The following is a 23,876-nucleotide window of genomic DNA, read 5'->3' on the forward strand; positions in this document are numbered from 1 at the left end:
TCCCTTCGCGGTTTGCATCAGAAGCGCCAGACCACGTCGACAAACGCGCGGTGCATGTAGGAGTCGACGCCTTTGCCATACGCATCGCCAGGCTTGAACACACCGCCACGGAACCGCACCAGGGCCGAAGGCTCATCGACCGACTGGCTCAACGAAGCCGGCAGCAGGCCTTGCTTGAAGTACTTGGTGACGACTACGTCCATTTCCTGACCGAGGTCTTTGCTGCCATCTTCCAGCGGCAGGGAAGTGCTGGAGAGGATCGCGCCGGTCACGTCGTCGGTGTTGTTCTCAACCGCATTGATGCCGTTGCTGCCCACCGGCTTGTTGCCGTCGACGCGCCAGAATTTGTGGTAAATCAGGCTGGCGTCGTATTCGTCGTTGAGCATCCACGAGCCGAACAGGGTCGCGGTTTGCATGTTGTTCATTTCGCCACGGAAGGCTTCGCCGAAACGGTGAACCCGCGAGCGTGTACCGGTGTAGTTCGAGCGGTTGCTTTCCAGACCGGTCTGTTCGTACTCGGCACTGGCACGGGCATACGCCGCACCGACTTGCCACTGCGGATCGAGGCGCAGACGCACGCCAATGTCGGTGGCCCAGCCATTGAGGTCTTCACCGCGTTTGGCTTCGGTCGGGCGCGTGCCATCGGCGTTCAGCGGGTTGACCGTGTCGGTGTCGCCGCTCATGCCGGTGATGCTGCCCCAGTAATTGACGGTGTTGGTGTTGCGCCAGTTGTAGGCATCGCTGTCGGCGGTGAGGCCGAGCCAGCTGATGTCGCCGTTCTGTTTTTTATCCAGCGAATCGCCGGCCACGCCCGGCTCCGGGTAGTCGAGCTTGCCGTCATCATGGGTGTGATGACCGCGAATGCCGACCCAGTTGCCCGGCGACCATTGAGTGGCAACGTCGCCGAAAACGTGCAGGCGATCCTTGTCCTTGGGCGCCAGCTCTTTCAAGTCGGTGCGGTATTCGCTGAAACGTTCGGCGACACCGACGTTGGCGCGCAACAGGGTGGTGTCGAAGGTCCAGTTCAGGGCTTCGATGTTGGTGTCGCGCCATTGGCCGTCGTCGTTGCGCAGGCGTTGGCGACCGAGCTTGAGGATCTCGCCAGGGTAGGGCGTGAGGCCGCTGTAGCCGACCCAGAACTCGCGCATCGCCAAGTAGTTCTTCTTGGTTTTGCGATCACCGTTGTCGGTGGTCTGGGTACCGTCACTGTCGGACTGCTGCAGGGTGTCCGTTTCGATAATGTCGGTGGACGTCACGGCCTGGCCCATGGCGTAGGCGCTCCACGCGCCGCTTTCGCCGTATACCCATGGACGCAGGTCGAGGCCAACGCCGTTAACGTCGCCGCCACTGGCAGTGCCCAGGTCACGGTCGTCTTCGGACTGGCCGGTAACTTTGACTTCGAGACCGAAATTTTTGTCTTCGGTCAGGGCTGCCAGGGTCGGGCACGACCACAGCAGGGCGAATGTCAGGCCAATACCGGCCTTCACGAATGGATTAAGCTTCATAGGGATTCCTCGCCGTCTTCTTCTTGCAGGGCGTGCAGTTCCAGCGTGTCCGAACTCACGGCGCTACGAATGGCCTGCTCTTGTTTCAGCAGGCGTTGGGCCTCGGCCAGCCGGTCAGGCGGCAGTTGCGTCTCGATTGTTTGCGCAAGCTCATTGGCTTGTGGGGTGTTTTGAGCCTTCGCCAATTGGCTGAAGACATAAGCGTTGACCGGGTCTGGCCGGGTGCCCTTGCCTTGGGAGAACAGTTGGGCAATGGCGAAATCGGCGCTGTTCTGGCCGTTACGCGCAGCGGTCAACAGGTGATCCAGGGCTTTCTGCGGATAGACCTTGCCCAGGTAACCACGACGGTAAATCTGGCCGAGGTAGTAATCGGCGGCAACTTCACGGCCGACGGCTTTCTTGAAGTGCTCTTCGGCGACCTTGGCGTCGGCCGGCACCATTTTTCCTTCGAAGTAGAGCTTGCCCAGCAACAGTTCGGCACGCGGCTGGTCGGCGGCGCGGCCGTTGTCCAGGTACTTCATCATGGTGTCGACGTCGCCCAGTTCAGGGAAGTCGTAGAGCAGTTGCGCGAGGCTGACCCAGGACGCCGGGTAGCCAGGAGCGATGCCTTCGAGCAGCGACTGCGCGGTTTTCTCGTCGGTCTTGCCCAGGCTTGCATCGCCCAGTACGCGAGCCACGCTGTCTACCCGTTGCGCAGTGACAACGCCACGGCTGTGACCCGCCTGCATCTGCTTGATCAGTTCTGCCTGTTGCTCGGGTTGGCCGCGTTTCTGATAGACCGTGGCCAGTTCGACGTAGCAGATGTCGGTGGTGTTCAACGCTGCTTTGCAGATCTTTTCCACGTCATCCAGATGCTGGTCGTAAGTGCCCTGGGTGCGATAGAGCAGCACTTGCGCCAGACCCGCTTCCGGTTTGCCTTCGGTGCGCCATTGGCTGATCTGCTGCTGTGCGTTGACGTTCGGGAAACTGTGCGGGTATTGCAGGTACAGCATCGCCAGCGGGATCAGGGTGTTGCCTTCGCCATTGGCCGAGGCTTTCTTCAACAGCGCTTCGGCTTCGTGATGTTCGGCTTCGGTGGCGCCGGGTTTGGCCACCAGCAGACGACCCAGGCGAGCCTGAGCTCGCGGCGAGACGCTGGCCGCGGCGCGGTAAGTCGCCTCGGCCTTTTTGATTTGCGCCGGGTCACGGCTGTCGACCTGCAGATCGGCCAGGCCGACCTGAGCTTCGCTGTAACCCAAGTCTGCCAGTTGCTGGTAGTTCTGCGCCGCCAGCGTGGTGTCGCCACGCTTGAGGGCTTCATTGGCCAGACGCTGGTCGGGCAGGCCGGCGCAACCGGCCAGGCTGATGGCCAAAGCCAGCGAGCACACCACATAACCACTGTGGGAGCGGGCTTGCCCGCGATTCAGGCGGCTCGGTGCTTCAGAAAGACCGCGTTGATCCAATCGCGGGCAAGCCCGCTCCCACAGGATTCGCGGTGTTTTCAGGAGACTGATGATCGTCACGGGCATGTCCTCTGTTTAAAGACCGGCGGCCATGGCTTTGTTGATCAGCCAGTTCAGGTTCGGGCCACGAGTGCTGTTCACTTCCACCGGGCGACCGGCGAAGGCGCTGTCCAGTGGCTCGTCAGGTTTGATCTGCACGCGGATGTCGGACGACAGGTCGGCGCTTTTCAGGCTGGTGCTGCTGACGATCTTGCCGGTACGGGTTTGGTCTTCACCGGCGATCTGGAAGCTGACCGTGGTGCCTGGACGCACGTCGCCGAACTGGCGATAGGAGAAGCGTGCTTCAACGTTGGCTTCGGTATTGCGCGGTACCAGTTGGAAGATCACGTCGCCTTTGCTGGCGTACTGACCGTTAGCCACCAATTGCTGAGACACGGTGCAATCGCACGGCGAAGTCAGGGTGCCGGTCATTTGCTTGCCGAACAGTTCTTCAACCTTGGACGGTTGCAGTTGGTCTTCGTCCAGATGGCCCTTGAGCACGTCGAGCATGCTGGTGCTGAAGGTCGCCAACGGAGCGCCTTTGGCGGCAACGCCGTCAGCCTTGATCAGGCTCTGCACGGTGCCGTCGCGCGGCATGGTGATGTTCATGCCCTGCACGCTGACCAGGCCGGCCTGGGCGTGGCTGACGAAGTACATGCCGTACACCGATTTGAAAATGAAACCGAACGCCACCAGGCCGACCACGAAGATACCGGCGCTGAAGGTCACCGCTTTCAGACGGCCGAGCGAAGTCATGCCGTGGCCGCCATCCTTGACCTTGCGCGCCTTGGTGAAGTTGTCGCGCTGCAGGGTCGCCAGCATTTCACCCACGCTGACGATGTCGCCGGCCAGGTGCGAGGTGATCAGGTGGCGCAGGGTGGAAATGTCACGGGGTTCCAGGTTCTGGAACTGGCAACCGATACGACCGGTCTGGCGATCCACGGAGCGGATTTGCAATTCCACGTCCATGGCCAGGCCGAGGTTATCGATCACGAATTGCAGGCGGGCCTTGTGCACATCGCCGACCTTCAGCGGCAGCTGACCGGCGTTGAACGCCAGGCCGCCAGCGGAAAGGTCGATGAGTCGGGCTTCAACCGGAGTCCGGTCTGGACCGAAGAAACGCAGCTTGGCCGGGATTTTCACGCGGGCGTGTTGGCGCTGGGCTTCGGATTCGTGCACTACGTTGGAGTTGACGGCGGTATTCATATGGGCGATTTCCTAGTTAATTCAGGCGAGTTCGGTCAGACCATCATCAGCAGCACGGCGACAAAAATGCTGCCGGCGGAGAAGGTCATGGTCCGAGACGACCAAGTGTTGAACCAACGTTGAAAGCTGGCGAGATCACGGGTCAGAGAAGTGGGCTGGCGAGTCCAGGACTGTTGATCGAGGCGGAAGAACACGTAGATCTTCACCAGCGCGCCGACGATCTGGTTGTAATAGAGAATCGCCGGGTAGGCCGGGCCGATCCGGTGACCGGAACAGGACAGCAGCACTGTAAGGATCAGGCGGGTGATGCCGATCCACAGCAGGTAAACCAGGATGAACGCGCTGCCGTACTTGAAGGTGGCGAGGATTGCCACGGTCAGGCCCAGCAAGGACGTCCACATCGATACACGTTGATCGAACAGCACCACCGAGGTGAACAGGCCGAGGCGTTTCATCCCCAGACCCAGGGCGCGGGAATTCTGCCGCAGGTTGTTGCCGTACCAACGGAACATCAGTTTGCGGCTGGCCTTGATGAAGCTCTTTTCCGGCGGGTGTTCCACGGTATGGATCGCGGCATCGGGCACGTAAAACGTGTCGTAGCCCAGACGCATCAAGCTGAACCAGCTCGACTTGTCGTCGCCGGTCAGGAACTTGAAGCGGCCCAGGCGCCAGTGTTGCAGCGAGTCGCTTTCCACATCGGCGATGAAGTCCGGGTTGGTGACCACGGAGGCGCGGAATACCGACATCCGGCCGGTCATGGTCAACACGCGCTTGGACAAGGCCATGGAGCACATGTTGATGTGGCGCTGGGCGAATCGCAGTTTGTGCCATTCGCTCATGATGTAGCCGCCGCGCACTTCGCAGAACTCGTTGGTGGTCAGGCCGCCGACATTGCCGAACAGCTGGAACCACGGCACGGTCTTGAGCACAACGCCTTCGGCCAGCACGGTGTCGCCATCGATCACGGCAACCACGGCGCGGTCGTCCGGCAGGTGGCGCGAGATGGCGCGGAAACCGTAGGCCAGGCCATCGCGTTTGCCGGTGCCGGGAATGCGCACGAAGTCGAGCTTGACCCGTGGCGGTGGGTTCATGCGTTTCCAGAGGCTCTTGACCAGCAGCTCATCGGACATTTCCACGATGGAGCAGACCACGGTGGTCGGCAGTTCGCAGTCGATGGCCTCGCGGATTACCGAGCTGTAGACCTGAGCGGTGGTCAGCGCGTCGATACGAAAGCTGGTGACCATCAGAAATACATGGGACGGGTCTGCCGCTTTGCCCAGCTTGCGCACTTTGCGCCGCAGGTGCGGGTAGACCACGTACAGAAACAGCATGCCGCGCAGAAAGTGCGTGGCACCCATCGAGTAACGCCAGATACCGACGATACCGATCAGGAAGATGAAGTCCTTCGACTCGGAGTCGAACGTGGACGTAGGCAGCGCCGTGGCGATGCCCATCAGTAAACTTAGGTAAAACAGCCAACCGGCGGCCTGAAGTAGGCCGTTCTTTAGCCTGTGCATAATCTGCATCCGTCTCGATCTCGGGCGAGCCTGTGGGGTGGCCCGATGGGGTTAAGGCAGGCCTGTGAAAACTGGCGACACCCGCTTTGGATGACGCCAGAAATCCCGGTAGGAGCTGCCGCAGGCTGCGATCTTTTGGCGTCAGTGAGATCGCTGAACATCAACAGATCGCAGGCTTCGCCAGCTCCTACACGGATGCAGCGTTACCAGCAGATACCTTCAGTCCGGCCACTCACGCTGGTGGCTTTGGACATGAAGCCAACCAGGTCGACCACTTGCTTGCCGTGTGGAGCTTCCTGCGCCAGAGCGCGGAATTTCTCGTCACGGTTGCCGAGGATGATCACGTCGGAGTTTGCGATCACGTCGTCGAAGTCGGAGTTGAGCAAGGACGAGACGTGAGGGATCTTCGACTCGATGTAATCCTTGTTCGCACCGTGAACGCGGGCGTATTCGACGTTGCTGTCGTAGATGCTCAGGTCGTAGCCCTTGCCGATCAGCATTTCCGCCAGATCAACCAGCGGGCTTTCGCGCAGGTCGTCGGTGCCGGCCTTGAAGCTCAGCCCCAGTAGGGCGACTTTGCGTTTGTCGTGGCTGGAGACGATGTCGAACGCGTTCTGCACCTGGGACACGTTACTGCGCATCAGCGAGTTGAGCAGTGGTGCTTCCACGTCCAGGGAACCGGCGCGGTAGGTCAGGGCTCGGACGTCTTTAGGCAGGCAAGAGCCGCCGAACGCAAAGCCTGGGCGCATGTAGTACTGGGACAGGTTCAGTGTCTTGTCTTGGCAGACCACTTCCATCACTTCACGACCGTCGACACCGACGGCTTTGGCGATGTTGCCGATCTCGTTGGCGAAGGTCACCTTGGTGGCGTGCCACACGTTGCAGGTGTACTTGATCATCTCGGCAACGGCGATGTCCTTGCGGATGATCGGCGCGTCGAGCTCTTCGTACAGCGATTGCAGAACGTCACCCGAAGCCTTGTCGAACTCACCGATAACGGTCATTGGCGGCAGGTCGTAATCGGCGATCGCGGTGCTTTCACGCAGGAACTCAGGGTTGACCGCCACGCCGAAATCGACGCCGGCCTTTTTGCCCGAGCAGTCTTCGAGGATCGGGATCACCACGTTTGCCACGGTGCCCGGCAGGACGGTGCTGCGAACCACGATGGTGTGGCGGGTGGTCTTGTCACGCAGGACAAAACCGATCTCGCGGCACACGGCTTCGATGTAGTTCAGTTCCAGGTCGCCGTTCTTCTTGCTCGGCGTACCGACGCAGATCATCGACAGGTCGGTGTCGCGAATCGCCTCGGCGAAGTTGGTCGTGCCGCGCAATTTGCCCGTCTCGATACCCTTCTGCAGAAGCTCGCCCAGACCCGGTTCAACGATCGGCGATTTACCGGCGTTGATCATATCGATTTTGTCTTTGGCAACATCGACGCCAACGACGTCATGGCCCCGTGCAGACAGGCAACCGGCACATACTGCGCCGACGTAACCCAAACCAAATATGCTGATGCGCATCGCAATTACCTCTGTATTTATCAAGCCATTACATGGCCGGAGTTAATGGTGTTCAGCGGTCATAGTGCACTCGCAAGTGCGACTTAAAGGCGCCACAGTGCCGTGTACAGGCATGCTAAGTTGCGAGTGTCTAAATAAGTGCACTCAAGATGTGCGCAGCCAGGCCTTATTCTTATGACGTGCCCTGTTATGCAGCCGATCCTCTTCTCTGAAGACTTCCGTGCAAAGGTCTTGCGCGCTCAATGCCAGGCCCGAAAGCCCGTAAATCAAGCGGTTGGGTGCTCAGGTGAGCACGTTTATAGGGGCGCAGCCGTGGCCTTGTAGGGGATAGTAATGGTGCGTTATCTCCTGTCCTTCATGTGTTGCCCAAATAAGTGATCAGTAAGCCAAAGTAAGTGTGACAACTTCGCTACATGGATCTCTTGTCTGTGTAAGTTATCTCGCACATTCACGGAGAGAATCGTTACCGGTGGTATGAGCGGCGCATTTGGACATAGTTCCTGTCCGCCCATCGCGAATGCTGAAATTTCTTGAAATATTGAAAAAGATGGCACTGCTTTCATATTGATAGCACTTGCCGTTTGGCCCTTTATATATGGGGTGATTATTGCGTTGGATACTTTTTTGCCACTACGAGTAAAAATTTTCAGTGCCACTACTGAAAAAAATGACCAATGTCGAGTGAAACTAAAGTTAGAAAATGAAGTGCTTGAATATTGGCGCCAATAAAGCGGCGAAAAGGAGGGGATTGTTCGACGATCAAAGAGGGCGCGCACGACGAAGTAATGGGTGTCGTGCGCTGACTTAGTGCAGGCTCCATTACTCCGGTGCGTGATCGCGCAGGAACACCAGATTGTCCGGTTTAGACTGCTCGCTACTGTAGCGATAGCCCTGAACGTCGAACTGCTTGAGGGTGACCGGGTCATTGATGCGTTCTTCAATGACGAAGCGACTCATCATCCCGCGGGCCTTTTTCGCGTAGAAGCTGATGATTTTGTACTGGCCGTTCTTCAGATCCTTGAACTCGGTATTGATGATGCGCGCGTTCAAAGCACTGCGTTTGACCGCCGAGAAGTACTCGTTGGAGGCCAGGTTCAACAGCACGTCGTCGCCCTGATCGGCTAACGCTTCGTTCAGCCATTCGCTGATCCGCGTGCCCCAGAAAGCGTACAGGTCCTTGCCCCGGGCATTGGCCAGTTTGGTGCCCATTTCCAGCCGATAGGGCTGCATCAGGTCCAGAGGGCGCAGCAGGCCATACAGCCCGGAGAGCATGCGCAGGTGCTGTTGGGCGTAATCGAAGTCGGCTTCGCTGAAAGTTTGTGCATTCAGGCCGGTGTACACATCGCCCTTGAATGCCAGCAAGGCCTGCTTGGCGTTGGCTGGGGTGAAGGCCGGAGTCCAGCTGCCGAAACGCGCGGCATTGAGACCGCCGATCTTGTCGGAGACGTGCATCAGCTCACTGATCTGCGCCGGCGTCAGATCGCGCAGTTGCAGGATCAGCTCCTGGGAATGGTCAAGGTATTGCGGCTGAGTGAAACGCTGGGTCGCCGGCGGTGTTTCGTAATCGAGGGTCTTGGCGGGGGAAATCACCATCAGCATGAAGTCGTCTCCTTTAATCGTGGCGGCGATTCTAGGGGGTTGTCTTGGTTGACTCCAGCTATCAAGTCCATAGGTGATCGGTGGTGGGCACACCCTGATCGTTCCCACGCTCTGCGTGGGAATGCCTCAATGGACGCTCCGCGTCCGCTTCGGCAGGGACGCGGAGCGTCCCGGGCTGCATTCCCACGCAGAGCGTGGGAACGATCATGGGGCCGGCGATCGGCTATAGTGCCGCGCGGGTTTTGTTATGGAGACATCCCATTGCGTATCGTTTTTCTATTCTCGGCCTGGCTCTTGAGCTTCGGCGCCATGGCGGCGCCGGGCGATGTGGCGACGCTTGATCGCAGCACCTGGCCTGAGCAGCTCAGCAGCCCGACGTTGTTTGACGTCGCCTCGCGGGCCGAAATCCTCATGTTTGCCCGCGTTCTGCTGGCCAGTGAATCGCTGGATGAAGCGAGCCTGGCTCAACGCCTGGGCCTGCGCACCCTCAATCTGGAGTCGGTCAACCAGATGCGCCAACGCCTGTGGCAGCGTTTGCTGACCAATTACAACTTCGCCCAGCAGAGTTGCGATCAGGATGCCTCCTTCTGTTTCCTGGTCGAGGACATGGCCACCTTGCGCGAGCAAGCGGCGAAGTTTCAGGTGAGCGACGACAGCTATTACATCAAGTGGGCCGAACCGAGCCGGTTGTTCCACGCGCAATACCTGGACGAGCAGTTGCGCAAGGCCGCGCTGTTTCCGCAGACCAGCAGCGAAGTCGATCGTTTTGGCGACTATGAGCGCAATGGCGATGCCATGCATGACCGGCTATTTCTACTGACCTTCGACAGCGCCGCCAATGCCACGCCAGATAACACGGCCTGGGTCACCGAGTACCTGCGCAAATCGAACATGAGCGCTACGTTCTTCGTCCTCGGCAAGGACATTCAGGCCCGTCTGGCCGAGCGTTCGGTGGCCAGCCTGCAAGGGACTTATTCGCAGCAATGCGTGGGCGTGCAAGGCTGGGAGTTCCGCTCCCACAGCCATTGGCAAGACTGGCAGGACTCGGTGCGACGCAGCACCGAGCTGGTCAAAAGCAAGCTGCCGGAGAATTACGTGCCGTTGTTTCGCCCGCCCGATGGCCAGCGCCGGTCCGATGCTGAAGGCTTCTTCACGTCTCAGGGCTTGCAGGTGGCGTTGTGGGACATCGATGCCCAGGACGGCGCCGGCAAGCTCAAGGGCAGCCAGAGCGCACAACGAGTGTTAACCCTGATGCTGCTGTGGCGGCACGGGGTGATCAATTTCAATGTGAAGCAGGATGCGCTGAAAACGGCGATGCCCTGGCTCATTACGCAGACGGCGCCAAGCGGGATCGGTTGGGCAGACTGTCAGGACGCGTTTCGCTGAAAACTGCAAAAGGCCGTAAACATTGGGGGAAGGGCGATTTTTGGAGAGAAATCGGTGCAGGCGGACTTCCGACTTTAACGGCACATTGCCTGCACGCCAAGGGCTATTCGTCACTCTGAAAAATAAACTTCAAAAAAACGTCAAAGTACTTTTTTCTGTCACATGTTTTGGAGTATTACGAAGACAGACCGCCGAAACCTGCAACACAGGTGGCGTCTCCCAAGACCCCAGTTTGTGTGCAGTTCACTTGACTCCTCGCAGGTGAATTCGGTGGCCACTTCGAGGCGCAGCACTGTCATGGTACTGCGTCGACTGGCTCCCACAAAGGTGACCGAGTATGGATGATCACGGACGTAGCCCTTCTTCCAACCAGCCAATCCTTTATGTACTCGATACCAACGTATTGATTCACGATCCAAACGCCCTGCTTAATTTCGAAGAACACCACGTCGCCATCCCGATGACCGTGCTTGAAGAGCTGGACAAGCTCAAGAGCGGGCATCACAGCGTTGCCGCGGAATGCCGTCAGGCGATTCGCCTGATCGACAAGACTTTGGGCGATGCCAGCCCCGAAGACGTCGAACTCGGCGTACCGATCCAGCGCGGCAAGAGTGGGCCCAAGGGTTTGCTGTCAATTCTGATGAGCAAGCGCACTGAGCCGAACCTCATTCTGCCCGAGCACCTGAACGACAACATCATCATCAACCAGTTGATCGACCTGCACGCGCGCGAACCAAAGCTGCCCGTGGTGCTGGTCACCAAAGACATCAACATGCGCCTCAAGGCCCGGGCTTGCGGGATTGCGGCCGAGGACTACAGCACCGACCAACTGGTTGACGACGTGTCGCTGCTGCCCAACGGTTATCACAACATGACCGGCTCCTTCTGGGACCGTGTGAGGAATGTCGACACCCGTCAGGATCATGGCCGCACCTGGCACCAAGTGCAGTTGATCGACAACCTGCCGGCGGTGCACGTCAACGAGTTCATCATCGACGAACAGGGTTTTGTCGGCTGGATCAAGGAGATCCAGGAAGACAAACTGCTGATTCTCGACCTGCATCAGGAACCCCTGTTGCACCAGGAAGCCTGGGGCCTGAAACCGCGTGACATCTATCAAAGCCTGGCGCTGTACGCCTTACTCGATCCGGATATCCACCTGGTCAACCTGACCGGGGCTGCGGGTTCGGGTAAAACCATCCTCGCACTGGCGGCGGCCATCGAGCAGACCATGGTCAGCAAACGCTATCGCCGGATCATCGCGACACGTAGCGTGCAGGGCCTGGACCAGGAGATCGGCTTCCTGCCCGGCACCGAAGCGGAAAAAATGGAGCCTTGGCTCGGCGCCATCACCGACAACCTCGAAGCCCTGCACATGGACGACGAAAACACCCATGGCAGCGTCGACTACATCCTCAGCAAAGTGCCGTTGCAGTTCAAATCCCTCAACTACATTCGAGGCCGCAGCTTCCAGCAGAGCCTGATCCTGATCGATGAATGCCAGAACCTCACGCCGCACCAGATGAAAACCATCATCACCCGTGCCGGCGCCGGTTCCAAAGTGGTGTGCCTGGGCAACCTGGCGCAGATCGATACCCCTTACCTGTCCGCGACCAGCTCCGGGCTGACGTACTTGACCGAGCGCTTCAAGGACTTCCCCAACGGTGTGCACATCACCCTGCAAGGGGTGCCACGCTCGATTCTGGCCGAATACGCCGAATCGCATCTGTAACCCTCAACAGAACCGGGCGGCCTGATGGTCGCCCGGTTTTTTTATGCCCAATACATAACCTGTGGGAGCGAGGCTTGCCCGCGATGCAGACACTGCGGTGTAACAGGTACGCCGCGCTGATGCCATCGCGGGCAAGCCACGCTCCCACAGGGTTCTGGGTAAACGCATAATCAAACGTGCGGACAATTGACCCACAGGTTTACAATCGGTGCTCCTGATCAGGAGTATCCCTGTGCTGACTCATCTCGATTCCCAAGGTCGCGCCCATATGGTCGACGTCACTGAAAAAACCGTGACGTTCCGTGAAGCGACGGCCCAAGCGCTGGTGCGCATGCTGCCCGAAACCCTGCAAATGATCGTTGCTGGCGGCCATCCCAAGGGTGACGTGTTCGCCGTGGCGCGGATCGCCGGCATCCAGGCGGCGAAGAAAACCAGCGATCTGATTCCTCTGTGCCACCCGTTGATGCTTACCGGCGTCAAGGTCGAACTCAGTGCCGAAGGCGATGACACCGTGCGCATCGTGGCGTGCTGCAAGTTGTCCGGGCAGACCGGCGTCGAAATGGAAGCGCTGACTGCCGCCAGTGTCGCGGCGCTGACCATTTATGACATGTGCAAGGCCGTGGATCGTGGCATGACCATCGAGAGCGTGCGGCTGCTGGAGAAACTCGGCGGCAAGAGCGGCCATTTTCGGGCGGATCAACCATGAACGTTACTGTGAAGTTTTTCGCCCGTTACCGTGAAGCGCTCGGCGTGGACTCGGTGAAGGTCGAAGGTGATTTTTCCACGGTCGACGATGTGCGCGCGCTGCTCGCTCAACGTGACGGCGCCGAGGTACTGAGCGAACAGAACCTGATGTGCGCCCGCAACGAAGACCTCTGCCAGCTCGACGAACCGGTGAGCGATGGCGATGAAGTGGCGTTTTTTCCAACCGTGACCGGGGGCTGAACCATGGCGATTCGTGTGCAGCCCACGCCGTTCGACCCGGGCGCTGAAGTCAACGCCATGCACGCAGCCAATGTGGGCGTCGGTGCGGTGGTGAGTTTTGTCGGCTACGTGCGCGACTTCAATGACGGCCTAGACGTCGCCGGGATGTTTCTTGAGCACTACCCGGGCATGACCGAAAAAGCCCTGGGCAAAATTGCCGTGGAGGCCGAGCAGCGCTGGCCGCTGTTGAAGCTGGAAGTGTTGCACCGCATCGGCGCGCTGGAGCCGGGCGAGCCGATCGTCTTCGTCGGCGCCGCCAGCGCCCACCGTCAGGCGGCGTTCGATGCCTGTGCCTTTGTCATGGACTACCTGAAAACCCGCGCGCCGTTCTGGAAGAAAGAAAACACCGGTGATGGGCCGCGTTGGGTGGAAGGGCGTGACAGCGATCATGCGGCGGCAGATCGCTGGAAGCAGTAAGCAATCGATCCGTCTTCACGGGCTCGATGCTTGAAAAACGCTAGAAAGTTAATCCGTTCTTAACCGGTTTATCGTTTATTCCCGACGTTGGCCAAGGCGGTCTTGTCGAAGAGGTTCATCGGCAAGACCCCGCCCGAAGGCCAATGCTGCCGTGTAGACTTCCGGGCAGCCGATATCAGATCGACAACGGTCGCATTGCCGCCAGTTGGCATATCGAAGAAGACAACATCAGCTTGATGCAGCAGCTGCAAGCGCAGCGGCCGACGAGCTGATCCACGGACACAAAAGGGAAACGCGATGAGCGAGGAAACGATGCGGTTGGGACGTGAACGGCGCTATCTGGTGTTGCTGGGCATTATTTGCCTGGCGCTGATCGGTGGCGCGCTGTACATGCAAGTGGCTCTGGGCGAGGCGCCATGCCCGCTGTGCATCCTGCAACGCTACGCATTGTTGCTGGTTGCGCTGTTTGCCTTTATCGGCGCGGCGATGCGCACCCGCCGCAGCGTCACGCTGTTCGAGGTGTTGGTGGTGATCTGCGCCATTGCGGGCGCAGGAGTGGCCGGGCATCACGTCTACACCCAGTTTTATCCTGCGGTCAGTTGCGGCATTGATGTGCTGCAACCAATCGTCGATGGTCTGCCGCTGGCGAAGATCTTCCCGCTGGGCTTCCAGGTCGACGGTTTTTGCTCCACGCCGTACCCGCCGATCCTCGGCTTGTCCCTGGCACAGTGGGCGCTGCTGTCGTTCGTGCTGATCGTGGTGCTGGTGCCGCTGCTCACTTCGCGTAATCGCAAAGCGCTGCGCTGAGGCTTTACGCCGTACCGTTGCAGGAAACAAAAAACGCCCCGGTTCTCGTTGAGAGGCCGGGGCGTTTTGCATATTCGCAGGTCAGGTAAAAAGACCTTGATGCTCGACAAGAAAGGGTGTGACACGTGTGCGACATGTTGTCACAGCTTGAGTGTCGCAAGGCATTTCAAATCGCTGATTCAGGGCGTCGCTTCGCACTAAAAACCAGCTCTTCCAGGCACTGTCGCTTTCAGCGCTCGTCAGTCGAAACAGGCAGTTTTAACAGGGCCTGGCGAATTGCCAAAGTCCTTGTCACATAGGGGGTAGAGCTGGGTCGAAGGCGAGCACAGAGCCTTGGAAACTGTCTGAACTTCGTGTGGTAGACCTACATTTTTTGGTGTTTTTGTTGAGAATGGATTTCGATACCATGGCGCACTTTTGCAAAAGCCGTTAATGATTGTTGCTGGATCGGATAAAAATTATTTCGGGATGAGACATGGTTTATGAATCGTTACATATCTACAATCGCCCGCACTGAATTCCCGGCACTGCTCACCCTTACTCAGGTGCATGAGCAGAACTAGGGTGTCGAGAGGCCTGATGGCTTCATGCGACTCCCAGGTGTCGGTGCCTTCCGACTATCCGCACCAAATGGAATTGGTCTGTAACAAGGCCCTTGACCACGAATTCGAATAAGAACTCACCGCAGGCCCAGCAATTGTCGAACAGCGTCTGACGCGCGACGGGCAGGCCCTTATTCAATCCAAGAAAAATGCCAACCCTTGGCAGGGTGAAGTGTTGGCGATCAAAACCCAACTGCATTGCGCAAGCTGCTTTAGAGGTCGTGAGATGAGTAAAAACAGGTACCCCAGACTACTAGGCTTATTGCCGCTGCTCGGCACGTTGTTGCTGGGAGGCTGCAACATGACCTTGCTCGACCCCAAGGGCCAGGTCGGCCTGGATGAGCGAAACCTGATCATCACCGCAACGCTGCTGATGCTGTTGGTCGTCGTGCCGGTCATCTTCATGACCTTCGCGTTCGCCTGGAAGTACCGCGCTTCCAACAAGGACGCCGTCTACACGCCAAAATGGTCTCACTCCACCAAGATCGAAATCGCGGTGTGGACTATTCCGGTACTGATCATCATTGCCCTGGGGTACGTCACCTACAAGTCGACCCACGCGCTTGACCCTTACAAGCCGCTGGAATCCGACGTCAAGCCAATCACCATTGAAGTGGTCGCGCTGGACTGGAAGTGGCTGTTCATCTACCCGGAACAAGGCATCGCCACGGTCAACAAGATCGTGTTCCCGGCGCACACACCGATCAACTTCAAGATCACTTCCGACGCCGTGATGAACTCGTTCTTCATCCCTGCTCTGGGCGGCCAGATCTACGCGATGGCGGGCATGCAGACCAAACTGCACCTGATCGCCAACCAGAACGCTGAGATGGACGGTATCTCCGCCAACTACAGCGGCGCGGGTTTCACCGGTATGAAGTTCAAAGCTATCGCCACCTCTCAGGAAGATTTCGATGCCTGGGTAAGCGAAGTCAAAAAGGCACCTAAACAGCTTGAAAAAGCTGAATACGAAGCCCTTGCCAAGCAAAGCCAGAACAACCCAGTCGAGCTCTACTCCTCGTTCACGCCGAACCTGTTCCAGACCATCGTCGACAAGTACGAAGGCATGAAACCAGGCAAGCCGATGCATCACGAGAAGAAAGACAAAGAAGTGGCCCATATGGAAGGGATGGACATGAGTTCGCATTCAGCTGCCGGGGCAGAGGAGTAAACGATGTTTGGTAAATTAAGTTGGGAAGCGGTCCCGTTCCACGAACCGATCGTGATGATAACCATCGCCATGATCGCGCTCGGTGGTCTGGCGCTGTTCGCTGCAATCACCTACTTCAAGAAGTGGACTTATTTGTGGACCGAGTGGCTGACCTCGGTCGACCACAAGAAAATCGGCGTGATGTACATCATCGTCGCCATGGTCATGCTGCTGCGCGGTTTTGCCGACGCCATCATGATGCGTACCCAGTTGGCCATGGCCACCGAGGGTTCGCCTGGCTACCTGCCGCCTGAACACTATGACCAGATCTTCACCGCTCACGGTGTGATCATGATCATCTTCATGGCGATGCCATTCTTCACCGGCCTGATGAACCTTGCAGTGCCGCTGCAGATCGGCGCGCGTGACGTTGCCTACCCGTTCCTGAACTCCCTGAGCTTCTGGCTGCTGGTTTCCGGCGTAGTGCTGATCAACCTGTCCCTGGGCGTTGGCGAATTCGCCAAGACCGGCTGGGTTGCCTATCCGCCGCTGTCGGGCCTGCAATACAGCCCGGGCGTGGGGATGGATTACTACATCTGGGCGCTACAGCTATCCGGGCTGGGTACGACGCTGACGGGGGTCAACTTCCTGGCTACCGTGCTGAAAATGCGTACCCCGGGCATGAAGCTGATGGACATGCCGATCTTCACCTGGACCTGCACCTGGGCCAACGTCCTGATCGTGGCCTCGTTCCCGATCCTGACCGCTACCCTGGCACTGCTGACGCTTGACCGTTACATGGATTTCCACATTTTCACCAATGAACTTGGTGGCAATCCGATGATGTACGTCAACCTGTTCTGGGCCTGGGGTCACCCCGAGGTTTACATCCTGATTCTGCCGGCGTTCGGGATCTTCTCCGAAGTCATCTCGACCTTCACCGGCAAGCGTCTGTTCGGCCACCACTCGATGGTCTACGCATCGGGCGCGATCTCGATCCTCGGCTTCATGGTTTGGCTGCACCACTTCTTCACCATGGGGTCGGGTGCCAGCGTCAACGCCTTCTTCGGTCTGGCGACGATGCTGATTTCGATCCCGACGGGGGTGAAGCTATTCAACTGGCTGTTCACCATCTACCAGGGCCGTCTGCGTTTCACCAGCCAGGTGCTGTGGACCCTGGGCTTCATGGTGACCTTCGCCATCGGCGGCATGACCGGCGTACTGCTGGCCATCCCGGGTGCTGACTTCGTTCTGCACAACAGCCTGTTCGTGATCGCGCACTTCCATAACGTGATCATCGGCGGCGCGGTATTCGGTTACATCGCAGGTTTCGCCTTCTACTTCCCGAAAGCGTTCGGCTTCAAGCTGCACGAAGGTTGGGGCAAGGCAGCGTTCTGGTTCTGGATCACCGGCTTCTTCGTCGCATTCATGCCGCTCTACGTACTGGGCTTCATGGGCATGACCCGTCGTCTGAACGCCACCACCAACCCTGAGTGGGTGCCGTACTTGTACGTCGCTATGTTCGGTGCGGTGATGATTGCCTTCGGTATCGCCTGCCAGCTGATCCAGCTGTACGTCAGCGTGCGTGATCGCAACAAGCCAGAGAACATGTGCGAACACGGCGACCCGTGGAATGCCCACACGCTGGAATGGTCGACCTCGTCGCCACCACCGTTCTACAACTTTGCCGTGCTGCCAAAAGCGGAAACCATCGACCCGTTCACCGAAGCCAAGGAAAACGGTACCGCGTACCAGGCTCCGGCCCGTTACGAGCCGATCCACATGCCAAACAACACCGCGACCGGTGTGGTCATGGGTGCTCTGTTGACCGTGTTCGGTTTCGCGATGATCTGGCACATCTGGTGGCTGGCCATCGTTAGCCTGGTCGGCACCGTGGGTTACTTCGTGATCCATGCTGCACGTGATGATCAGGGCTATATGGTGCCGGTCGACGTGATCGAGCGCATCGAAGCCGAGCAGCACAAGCGTCTGGTAGCGGCCGGGAAAGTTCCAGCCACCGCCACCCGTGTTGAAACCTCGTTGGAACAGGCTTAAACCATGTCGAACTTAGTGACCAATGCTGGACACACCCATGTCGATGGACATGGGCATGATGACCATCACCACGACTCGGGCGAGATGACCGTATTCGGTTTCTGGCTCTACCTGATGACCGACTGCATCCTGTTTGCGTCGATCTTCGCGGCGTACGCGGTACTGGTTAACAACGTAGCAGGTGGCCCGTCGGGCCACGACATCTTCGAACTGCCATACGTACTGGGCGAAACCGCTCTGCTGCTGTTCAGTTCGATCACCTACGGCTTCGCCATGCTGGCGTTGTTCAAGGGCAAGAAGAACCAGGTCCTGGGCTGGCTGGCCCTGACCTTCATGTTCGGTGCCGGCTTCATCGGCATGGAGATCAACGAGTTCCATGTACTGATCTCCGAAGGCTTCGGCCCTAGCCGCAGCGGCTTCCTGTCCGGGTTCTTCACCCTGGTCGGCACCCATGGTCTGCACGTGACCAGCGGTCTGATCTGGATGGCGATCATGATGTACCAGGTGCAGAAAAACGGCCTGACGGCGACCAACAAGACCCGTCTGAGCTGCCTGAGTCTGTTCTGGCACTTCCTGGACGTGGTGTGGATCTGCGTATTCACCGTTGTTTATCTGATGGGGACTATGTAAATGGCTAACGCTCATTCCCACGATAGCCACGACGCCGGCCACGGCAGCGTCAAGTCCTACGCTATCGGTTTCATCCTGTCGGTGATCCTGACCGTCATTCCTTTCGGCCTGGTGATGTACCCGTCGCTGCCGAAAGCCCTGACCCTGTGGATCGTACTGGCCTTCGCAGTCATCCAGGTGCTGGTGCACCTGGTGTACTTCCTCCACCTGGACCGTTCGGCGGCGCAGCGTAACAACGTCATTGCGTTTGTTTTCGCCGCGATCGTAATCGTCCTGTTGGTAGGCCTGTCGCTGTGGATCATGTTCAGCATCCACACCAACATGATGGCGCACTGAGGTAAGTCCGGATGTCCTTGAAGCACTTTATCCAAATCACCAAACCGGGGATCATTTTCGGTAACGTGCTTTCAGTGGCAGGCGGATTTTTCCTGGCCTCCAAAGGGCATGTCGATCTGGCCATCTTCCTGGCCGCCATGATCGGCACTTCCCTGGTGGTGGCCTCCGGTTGCGTGTTCAACAACTGCATCGACCGCGACATCGACTTGAAGATGGAACGCACCAAGAACCGGGTGCTGGTCCAGGGCTTGATCTCCCTGAAACTGGCCCTGGCTTTTGCGACCATCCTTGGTGTTTTCGGCGTTGCACTGTTGTACAAGGTGGCCAACCCGTTGGCTGCACTGTTCGCGGTGATCGGTTTTGTCATCTACGTCGGCTTCTACAGCCTGTACCTCAAGCGCAAGTCGGTTCACGGCACGCTGGTGGGCAGTCTGTCGGGGGCGATGCCGCCGGTGATTGGCTACGTGGCTGTGACTAACAGCTTCGACATGGCCGCACTGACGCTGCTGGTGATGTTCAGCCTGTGGCAGATGCCGCATTCCTACGCCATCGCAATCTTCCGCTTCAACGATTACCTGGCCGCATCGATTCCGGTGTTGCCGGTGAAGCGCGGGATTCAAGTGGCCAAGAAGCACATCCTGCTCTACATCCTGGCGTTCCTCGTAGCGACCTTGATGCTGACCTTCAGCGGCTACGCCGGCATGAGCTACCTCGCCGTCGCCGCGGCCATGGGCATGTACTGGTTGTACATGGCCTGGACCGGATACAAGGCAGTGGATGACACGGTCTGGGCACGCAAGCTGTTCGTGTTCTCGATCTTCACCATTACTGCGTTGAGCGTGATGATGTCGCTGGATTTTAAAGTGCCGAGTGAGCTGTTGCTGACTTACGCGCCTTAAGCTTCGGATGCTGTAAAGAAAAGCCCCGCCTTCGAGAGAATGGCGGGGCTTTTTATTGGGTTCTTTTTGACGGACCGTGTCGCCCCTATCGCGAGCAGGTTCACTCCCACACTGGGTCGGTGTTTTCGCCACTTTTGTGCTCGACGCTGAACCCCTGTGGGAGCGAGCCTGCTCGCGATGGTTACGCTGCGGTGTATCAGAAAAAAGTTAATAGGCGAACAGCAAATAAAAATCCCCGCTCTGATGGCGGGGATTTTTATGTGCAGCGTTTAGCGTTACTGCGCGGCGATGCTGTAGCCGTCGAACGCGGTTTGTTGCTGAAGCGCGGTGATGATGTTCTTGCGGTTGACCGATTGTTCGGCCCCGGCATTGTCCAGGAAGGTTTCGCTTTCCAGCTCCGCTTCATCGCCTTCGCCGACGAAAGTGAAGCCCAGGAATTCCAGGGCTTCACGGTCAACGCTCAGGCGCGAGCGCGGGGTGCGCAGGGGCAGGGTGACGCTGATGCCATCCTTGCTGATGGTGAACACTTCGACTTCTTTCTTGGCGCGAGCCGCTTTGCTCTTGCCGCTGCTCGGGTTGCTGATGGCCTGGTGAGTCTGGTTCAGTACCTTCAGCGCCAGACCATAAACGATTTCCTGGAACGCCGGGTCGTCCTTGAAGCTGGACAGAATGCGGCTGATCGAGAATTTGCTGCTCAGATCTTCCAGGGCGGCGATGTCGGCTGCTTCGGCGTCTTTCAGTTGCTTGAGTTCGCCCATCAAATCGTAGGCTTTGTCGTCGTCGAAGCTGTCATGAGCCTGGCGAATCGCGGCGCGCAGCTCGCGGATCTGGTCGCTTTCCCGGGTGGATTGAAAAGCGTCCAGAACCATCTCGCTGATGGTCTTGGCCTGAGGCACATGCTGTGAAAGATTGATGGAGTTTTCGTATTCCGCTTTGGACGACAAGGTGACTACGGATTCAGCGGTATTGGAATCGGACATTGAAATTTCACTACTTCTTTAACTTGGATTGAGGCGAGAAAGCACGAGGCCTTTTCAGGCCGCCTAATCTATTGGACCGAGGCTGCGTTGTCACGGATGAACAGGCGGCTGGTCAGCATTTTTGCCAGCGCTGTCGACTATTTCCCCATCGAATTTATATTCATTGAGCGAACCACACATTGTTCTGCCGTTTGCTCATCCACCGGCAAGGAGAAGCGAAAGGTCGCGCCGCGTCCGGGCACATCGATCAGCTCGATCTCGCGACCGTGCAATTGCAGGATCCGATGCACGATCCTCAGCCCCAGTCCGCCATCGCGTCGTGCGCCGCCAATGTTGAACGGACGCAGGAACAGACCTTCGCGCAGCTCGGGTGCGATGCCGGGGCCGGTGTCGCTGACGGTCACTTCGATAAAAGCCCCCTGAGGTCGGAGGCTGAGTTCGATCTCTCCACCTTGAGGCGTATGACGCAGCGCGTTGTCGAACAGGTTGGTCAGCACCCGCTCGATCAGCCCCAGGTCGGCGCAGGCCACCGCGACGTTGGGGGCGAAGCTGGCCTTGAGTTCAATCTGGCGCGCTTCGGCGCTGAGCTCGAATTTCTGAAAGATGTCCTGCACCAGATCGGTCAGGGAGAAGCGCTCCGGCACCGGTTGCACGAAACCGTGCTCCAGCCGCACCAGTTCCAACAATGATTGCGCCAGGCCGCCGACCTTGCGGCTTTGATCCAGGGCGATCCCCAGATAGCGGCGGCGGTCGGCGGGGGACAACGTGGCGTCCTTGAGCGACAGGGTTTCCAGGTAACCGTGCAACGAGGCCAGCGGTGTGCGCAGGTCGTGGGAGATGTTCGCCACCAGTTCGCGACGCTCCTGATCCTGGCGGGTCAGCGAGCGCCATTGTTCGCCGAGGCGCGCTTGCATCTGTCGGAAGGCGGCGTCGAGTACGGCAATTTCATCGTGGCTGGCGGCTTTTTCTACCGACTCTGGCTCGGGCAAGGCGGGCGGCTCCGACGGAACGCCGTTGATATCGAACTGACTGACTTTTTCGGTCAAGCGGCGCAATGGCCGGGTGATCAAGGCAAATGCGGTGAGGCCGGCAATCAGGCACAGCAACGCCACCAGCCCAATGGACAACAAAGCGGTATTGAGCGCTGCGCTGGTGGCGCCGCGTTCGGCGAAGCGGTCATGCTCTTCGCTGAGCAACACCACATAGAGATAGCCGACCGGTTGACCGTTGACCCGCAATGGCGCGGCGCTGAAAACCTTATTGCCGTCGATGCTGCGCGGATCGTCGCCGAGAATCGGTAGGGTCTCGCCTTTGAGCAAACGCTGGATCGGCGCCAGATCGACCCGTTCTCGGCGAATCCGACCTTCGGGTGCGGCGCTGCCGACAATTCGGCCCCCGGTGTCCAGCAGATAGACCTCGACACTGGGGTTGACCAGCATCAGCTGGCTGAACAATTCGCGCACGGCATTGGGCATCGGGCCATTGCGGTCCATCAGCACAGTGTCGTGGGCGATGTGTTGCGCCAGATCTCGCGACAATCCTTGCACCACTTCCAGTTCATGCATGTGGTTGGAGCGCACCTGCATCCATGCCGAGGTGCCGCAGCACACCAGCAACAGCACGGCGAACACCAGGGACAGGCGTTGGGTCAGGGTCAACCTCATGGCTGTTCTCCGCTCGTCGCGAATTTGTAACCACGACCCCACACCGTGAGGATGCGCGCCGGTTGCGCCGGATCGGTCTCGATCTTGGCCCGCAGGCGGTTGATGTGGGTGTTGACCGTGTGTTCGTAGCCTTCATGGCTATAGCCCCACACCGCGTTGAGCAGGTCCATGCGCGAGAAGACCTTGCCGGGCTGGCGGACGAAGAAGTACAGCAGATCGAACTCCCGCGGCGTGAGGTCAAGACGACGGCCATCGAGGGATACTTCACGTGTGATCGGGTCGATGGACAGGCCATCGCTGATCAGGCTGCCAGCGTCCATTTTCAGGTTACGGGCCATGGCGTCGACTCGTCGCAGCAGTGCCTTGACCCGTGCCACCAGTTCTAGAATGGAAAAGGGTTTGGCCAAGTAGTCGTCGGCACCGAGTTCCAGCCCCAGAATTCGATGGACTTCGCTGGAGCGCGCACTGGTGATGATGATCGGTGTGTAGCGAGCCATGGCCCGGGCGCGGCGGCAGATTTCCAGGCCGTCGACGCCGGGCAGCATCAGGTCGAGGATCAGCGCATCCCAGCTTCCTTGCTGCAGCAGTCGCATGCCCTCATCGCCGTCGGCGCAGTGCACCACTTCGAACTGCTCATCGCGAAGATGCAGGCAGATAAGGTCTGCGATATGCAGGTCGTCCTCGACCACCAGGACGCGTTTGGTCTGTTCCATGGAGCTCAATCCTTTGTGACGCAATGAACACATTGTGCGGGTTTTCCTGAGGCTGAGTTATCACGAATTGTTTAACTCCTCGTGAGGATTTGGCGATCAACTCAAGCCTAGGCTGTGTTCCATGCAAGGCATCTGGAATTTTGGAGAAGGCCCATGTTTTCACGGCGACAGTTTCTTGTAGCGAGCGGCGGGCTGGGGGCTGCAGCCCTGGTGATTGGTGTATTGCCAAAATTTTCCGCAAGCCTTGCGCTGGTCGACGAGGCCCGCGCGATGGAGGTTTTTGAAGTGACTCACAGCGATAGCGAATGGCGCGCCAAACTCAGCGCCGAGCAGTACGAGATCCTGCGCGAAGAGGGCACCGAACGGGCCTACAGCAGCCCGCTGAACAACGAGCATCGGGAGGGCGTTTTTGCCTGCGCCGGTTGTGATCTGCCGTTGTTTTCTTCCGACACCAAGTTCGACAGCCGCACTGGATGGCCGAGTTTCTGGGCGCCACTGGACAACGCGGTGGCCACCCGTCAGGACCGCTCCTTCGGCGTGCTGCGCGAAGAGGTCCACTGCCGTCGTTGCGGCGGTCACTTGGGTCATGTTTTCGAAGACGGGCCAAAGCCCACCGGTCTGCGCTACTGCATGAACGGCCTGGCGCTGACTTTCAAGCCACAGGCGTAATCCATGGGCACTTCCTTTCACTCA

General features: G+C 58.6%; 21 protein-coding genes and 1 pseudogene. 13 read left to right on the top strand and 9 right to left on the bottom strand.

All coding sequences use genetic code 11. From position 1 onward, the window contains the following. Positions 1-17: 17 nt before the first annotated feature. The 6 genes from AB3226_RS19555 to yaaA form a co-directional block, all read right to left on the bottom strand. Positions 18-1,505 carry an alginate export family protein gene (locus tag AB3226_RS19555; RefSeq protein WP_367374253.1) on the bottom strand — a complete coding sequence of 496 codons (1,488 nt, stop codon included), beginning with the start codon at positions 1,503-1,505 and terminating at the stop codon, positions 18-20. After that, positions 1,502-3,007, bottom strand: a complete 1,506-nt coding sequence (gene algK, locus AB3226_RS19560; protein ID WP_367374254.1) for an alginate biosynthesis TPR repeat lipoprotein AlgK — start codon at positions 3,005-3,007, stop codon at positions 1,502-1,504. The genes AB3226_RS19555 and algK overlap by 4 nt, the downstream gene beginning before the upstream one ends. A gap of 15 nt (positions 3,008-3,022) precedes the next feature. After that, a complete protein-coding gene (locus tag AB3226_RS19565) occupies positions 3,023-4,192 on the bottom strand; it encodes a PilZ domain-containing protein (protein ID WP_367374255.1) in 1,170 nt (389 codons plus the stop codon). 35 nt (positions 4,193-4,227) lie between these two features. Then, positions 4,228-5,712 (bottom strand): mannuronan synthase, encoded by a 1,485-nt coding sequence (gene alg8 / locus AB3226_RS19570; protein WP_367375819.1) that lies wholly within the window; start codon positions 5,710-5,712, stop codon positions 4,228-4,230. Between the two features lie 200 nt (positions 5,713-5,912). Continuing rightward, a complete protein-coding gene (locus AB3226_RS19575) occupies positions 5,913-7,229 on the bottom strand; it encodes a nucleotide sugar dehydrogenase (protein ID WP_123358540.1) in 1,317 nt (438 codons plus the stop codon). Positions 7,230-8,048: 819 nt separating this feature from the next. After that, positions 8,049-8,828 (bottom strand): peroxide stress protein YaaA, encoded by a 780-nt coding sequence (gene yaaA / locus AB3226_RS19580; protein ID WP_367374256.1) that lies wholly within the window; start codon positions 8,826-8,828, stop codon positions 8,049-8,051. A 261-nt stretch (positions 8,829-9,089) separates the two neighbouring features. Between yaaA and AB3226_RS19585 the strand changes: the two genes are divergently transcribed. The 12 genes and pseudogenes from AB3226_RS19585 to cyoE all read left to right on the top strand — a co-directional run bounded on the left by AB3226_RS19585 (position 9,090) and on the right by cyoE (position 19,826). Next, the gene (locus tag AB3226_RS19585; RefSeq protein WP_367374257.1) at positions 9,090-10,214 is read left to right on the top strand and encodes a polysaccharide deacetylase family protein; all 1,125 of its coding nucleotides are present in this window, start codon (positions 9,090-9,092) and stop codon (positions 10,212-10,214) included. 337 nt (positions 10,215-10,551) lie between these two features. Continuing rightward, on the top strand, positions 10,552-11,946 hold the full coding sequence (locus tag AB3226_RS19590) for a PhoH family protein (RefSeq protein ID WP_367374258.1): 1,395 nt from the start codon (positions 10,552-10,554) through the stop codon (positions 11,944-11,946). A 232-nt stretch (positions 11,947-12,178) separates the two neighbouring features. Next, the gene (gene moaC, locus AB3226_RS19595; protein ID WP_367374259.1) at positions 12,179-12,652 is read left to right on the top strand and encodes a cyclic pyranopterin monophosphate synthase MoaC; all 474 of its coding nucleotides are present in this window, start codon (positions 12,179-12,181) and stop codon (positions 12,650-12,652) included. Next, positions 12,649-12,891 (top strand): molybdopterin converting factor subunit 1, encoded by a 243-nt coding sequence (gene moaD / locus AB3226_RS19600; protein ID WP_123719936.1) that lies wholly within the window; start codon positions 12,649-12,651, stop codon positions 12,889-12,891. Before moaC ends, moaD begins: the two co-directional genes overlap by 4 nt. Before the next feature lie 3 nt (positions 12,892-12,894). Beyond that, entirely contained in the window at positions 12,895-13,347 is a 453-nt protein-coding gene (gene moaE, locus AB3226_RS19605) for a molybdopterin synthase catalytic subunit MoaE (RefSeq protein WP_367374260.1), read from the top strand. A gap of 135 nt (positions 13,348-13,482) precedes the next feature. Then, positions 13,483-13,619: pseudogene (locus AB3226_RS19610) on the top strand (ester cyclase); the annotation flags it as partial. A gap of 25 nt (positions 13,620-13,644) precedes the next feature. Next, a complete protein-coding gene (locus tag AB3226_RS19615) occupies positions 13,645-14,154 on the top strand; it encodes a disulfide bond formation protein B (protein WP_367374261.1) in 510 nt (169 codons plus the stop codon). A gap of 828 nt (positions 14,155-14,982) precedes the next feature. Beyond that, complete coding sequence (cyoA, locus tag AB3226_RS19620) at positions 14,983-15,927, top strand: ubiquinol oxidase subunit II (protein ID WP_367374262.1); 945 nt, start codon at positions 14,983-14,985, stop codon at positions 15,925-15,927. Between the two features lie 3 nt (positions 15,928-15,930). Further along, entirely contained in the window at positions 15,931-17,961 is a 2,031-nt protein-coding gene (cyoB, locus tag AB3226_RS19625; RefSeq protein WP_123358547.1) for a cytochrome o ubiquinol oxidase subunit I, read from the top strand. A 3-nt stretch (positions 17,962-17,964) separates the two neighbouring features. Then, positions 17,965-18,591 carry a cytochrome o ubiquinol oxidase subunit III gene (locus AB3226_RS19630; protein WP_367374263.1) on the top strand — a complete coding sequence of 209 codons (627 nt, stop codon included), beginning with the start codon at positions 17,965-17,967 and terminating at the stop codon, positions 18,589-18,591. After that, the gene (gene cyoD / locus AB3226_RS19635; protein ID WP_008025399.1) at positions 18,592-18,927 is read left to right on the top strand and encodes a cytochrome o ubiquinol oxidase subunit IV; all 336 of its coding nucleotides are present in this window, start codon (positions 18,592-18,594) and stop codon (positions 18,925-18,927) included. An 11-nt stretch (positions 18,928-18,938) separates the two neighbouring features. Further along, positions 18,939-19,826: a heme o synthase gene (gene cyoE / locus AB3226_RS19640; RefSeq protein WP_095055612.1), complete on the top strand. Its 888-nt coding sequence runs from the start codon at positions 18,939-18,941 to the stop codon at positions 19,824-19,826. 275 nt (positions 19,827-20,101) lie between these two features. On the opposite strand, the gene AB3226_RS19645 is transcribed toward cyoE, so the two are convergent. From AB3226_RS19645 to AB3226_RS19655, 3 genes are all read right to left on the bottom strand, one after another. After that, the gene (locus AB3226_RS19645) at positions 20,102-20,806 is read right to left on the bottom strand and encodes a hypothetical protein (protein ID WP_367374264.1); all 705 of its coding nucleotides are present in this window, start codon (positions 20,804-20,806) and stop codon (positions 20,102-20,104) included. A 137-nt stretch (positions 20,807-20,943) separates the two neighbouring features. Then, positions 20,944-22,470 carry a sensor histidine kinase gene (locus tag AB3226_RS19650; protein ID WP_367374265.1) on the bottom strand — a complete coding sequence of 509 codons (1,527 nt, stop codon included), beginning with the start codon at positions 22,468-22,470 and terminating at the stop codon, positions 20,944-20,946. After that, positions 22,467-23,183, bottom strand: coding sequence for a response regulator transcription factor (locus tag AB3226_RS19655; protein WP_367374266.1), 717 nt, complete (start codon positions 23,181-23,183; stop codon positions 22,467-22,469). The genes AB3226_RS19650 and AB3226_RS19655 overlap by 4 nt, the downstream gene beginning before the upstream one ends. 153 nt (positions 23,184-23,336) lie before the next feature. Here AB3226_RS19655 and msrB point away from each other — a divergent pair, with 153 nt between their 5' ends. Continuing rightward, complete coding sequence (gene msrB / locus AB3226_RS19660) at positions 23,337-23,852, top strand: peptide-methionine (R)-S-oxide reductase MsrB (RefSeq protein ID WP_367374267.1); 516 nt, start codon at positions 23,337-23,339, stop codon at positions 23,850-23,852. Positions 23,853-23,876: the final 24 nt, after the last annotated feature.

Origin of the sequence: Pseudomonas lini (assembly GCF_964063345.1) — a bacterium.
GTDB classification, from domain to species: Bacteria; Pseudomonadota; Gammaproteobacteria; order Pseudomonadales; family Pseudomonadaceae; genus Aquipseudomonas; species Aquipseudomonas lini_B.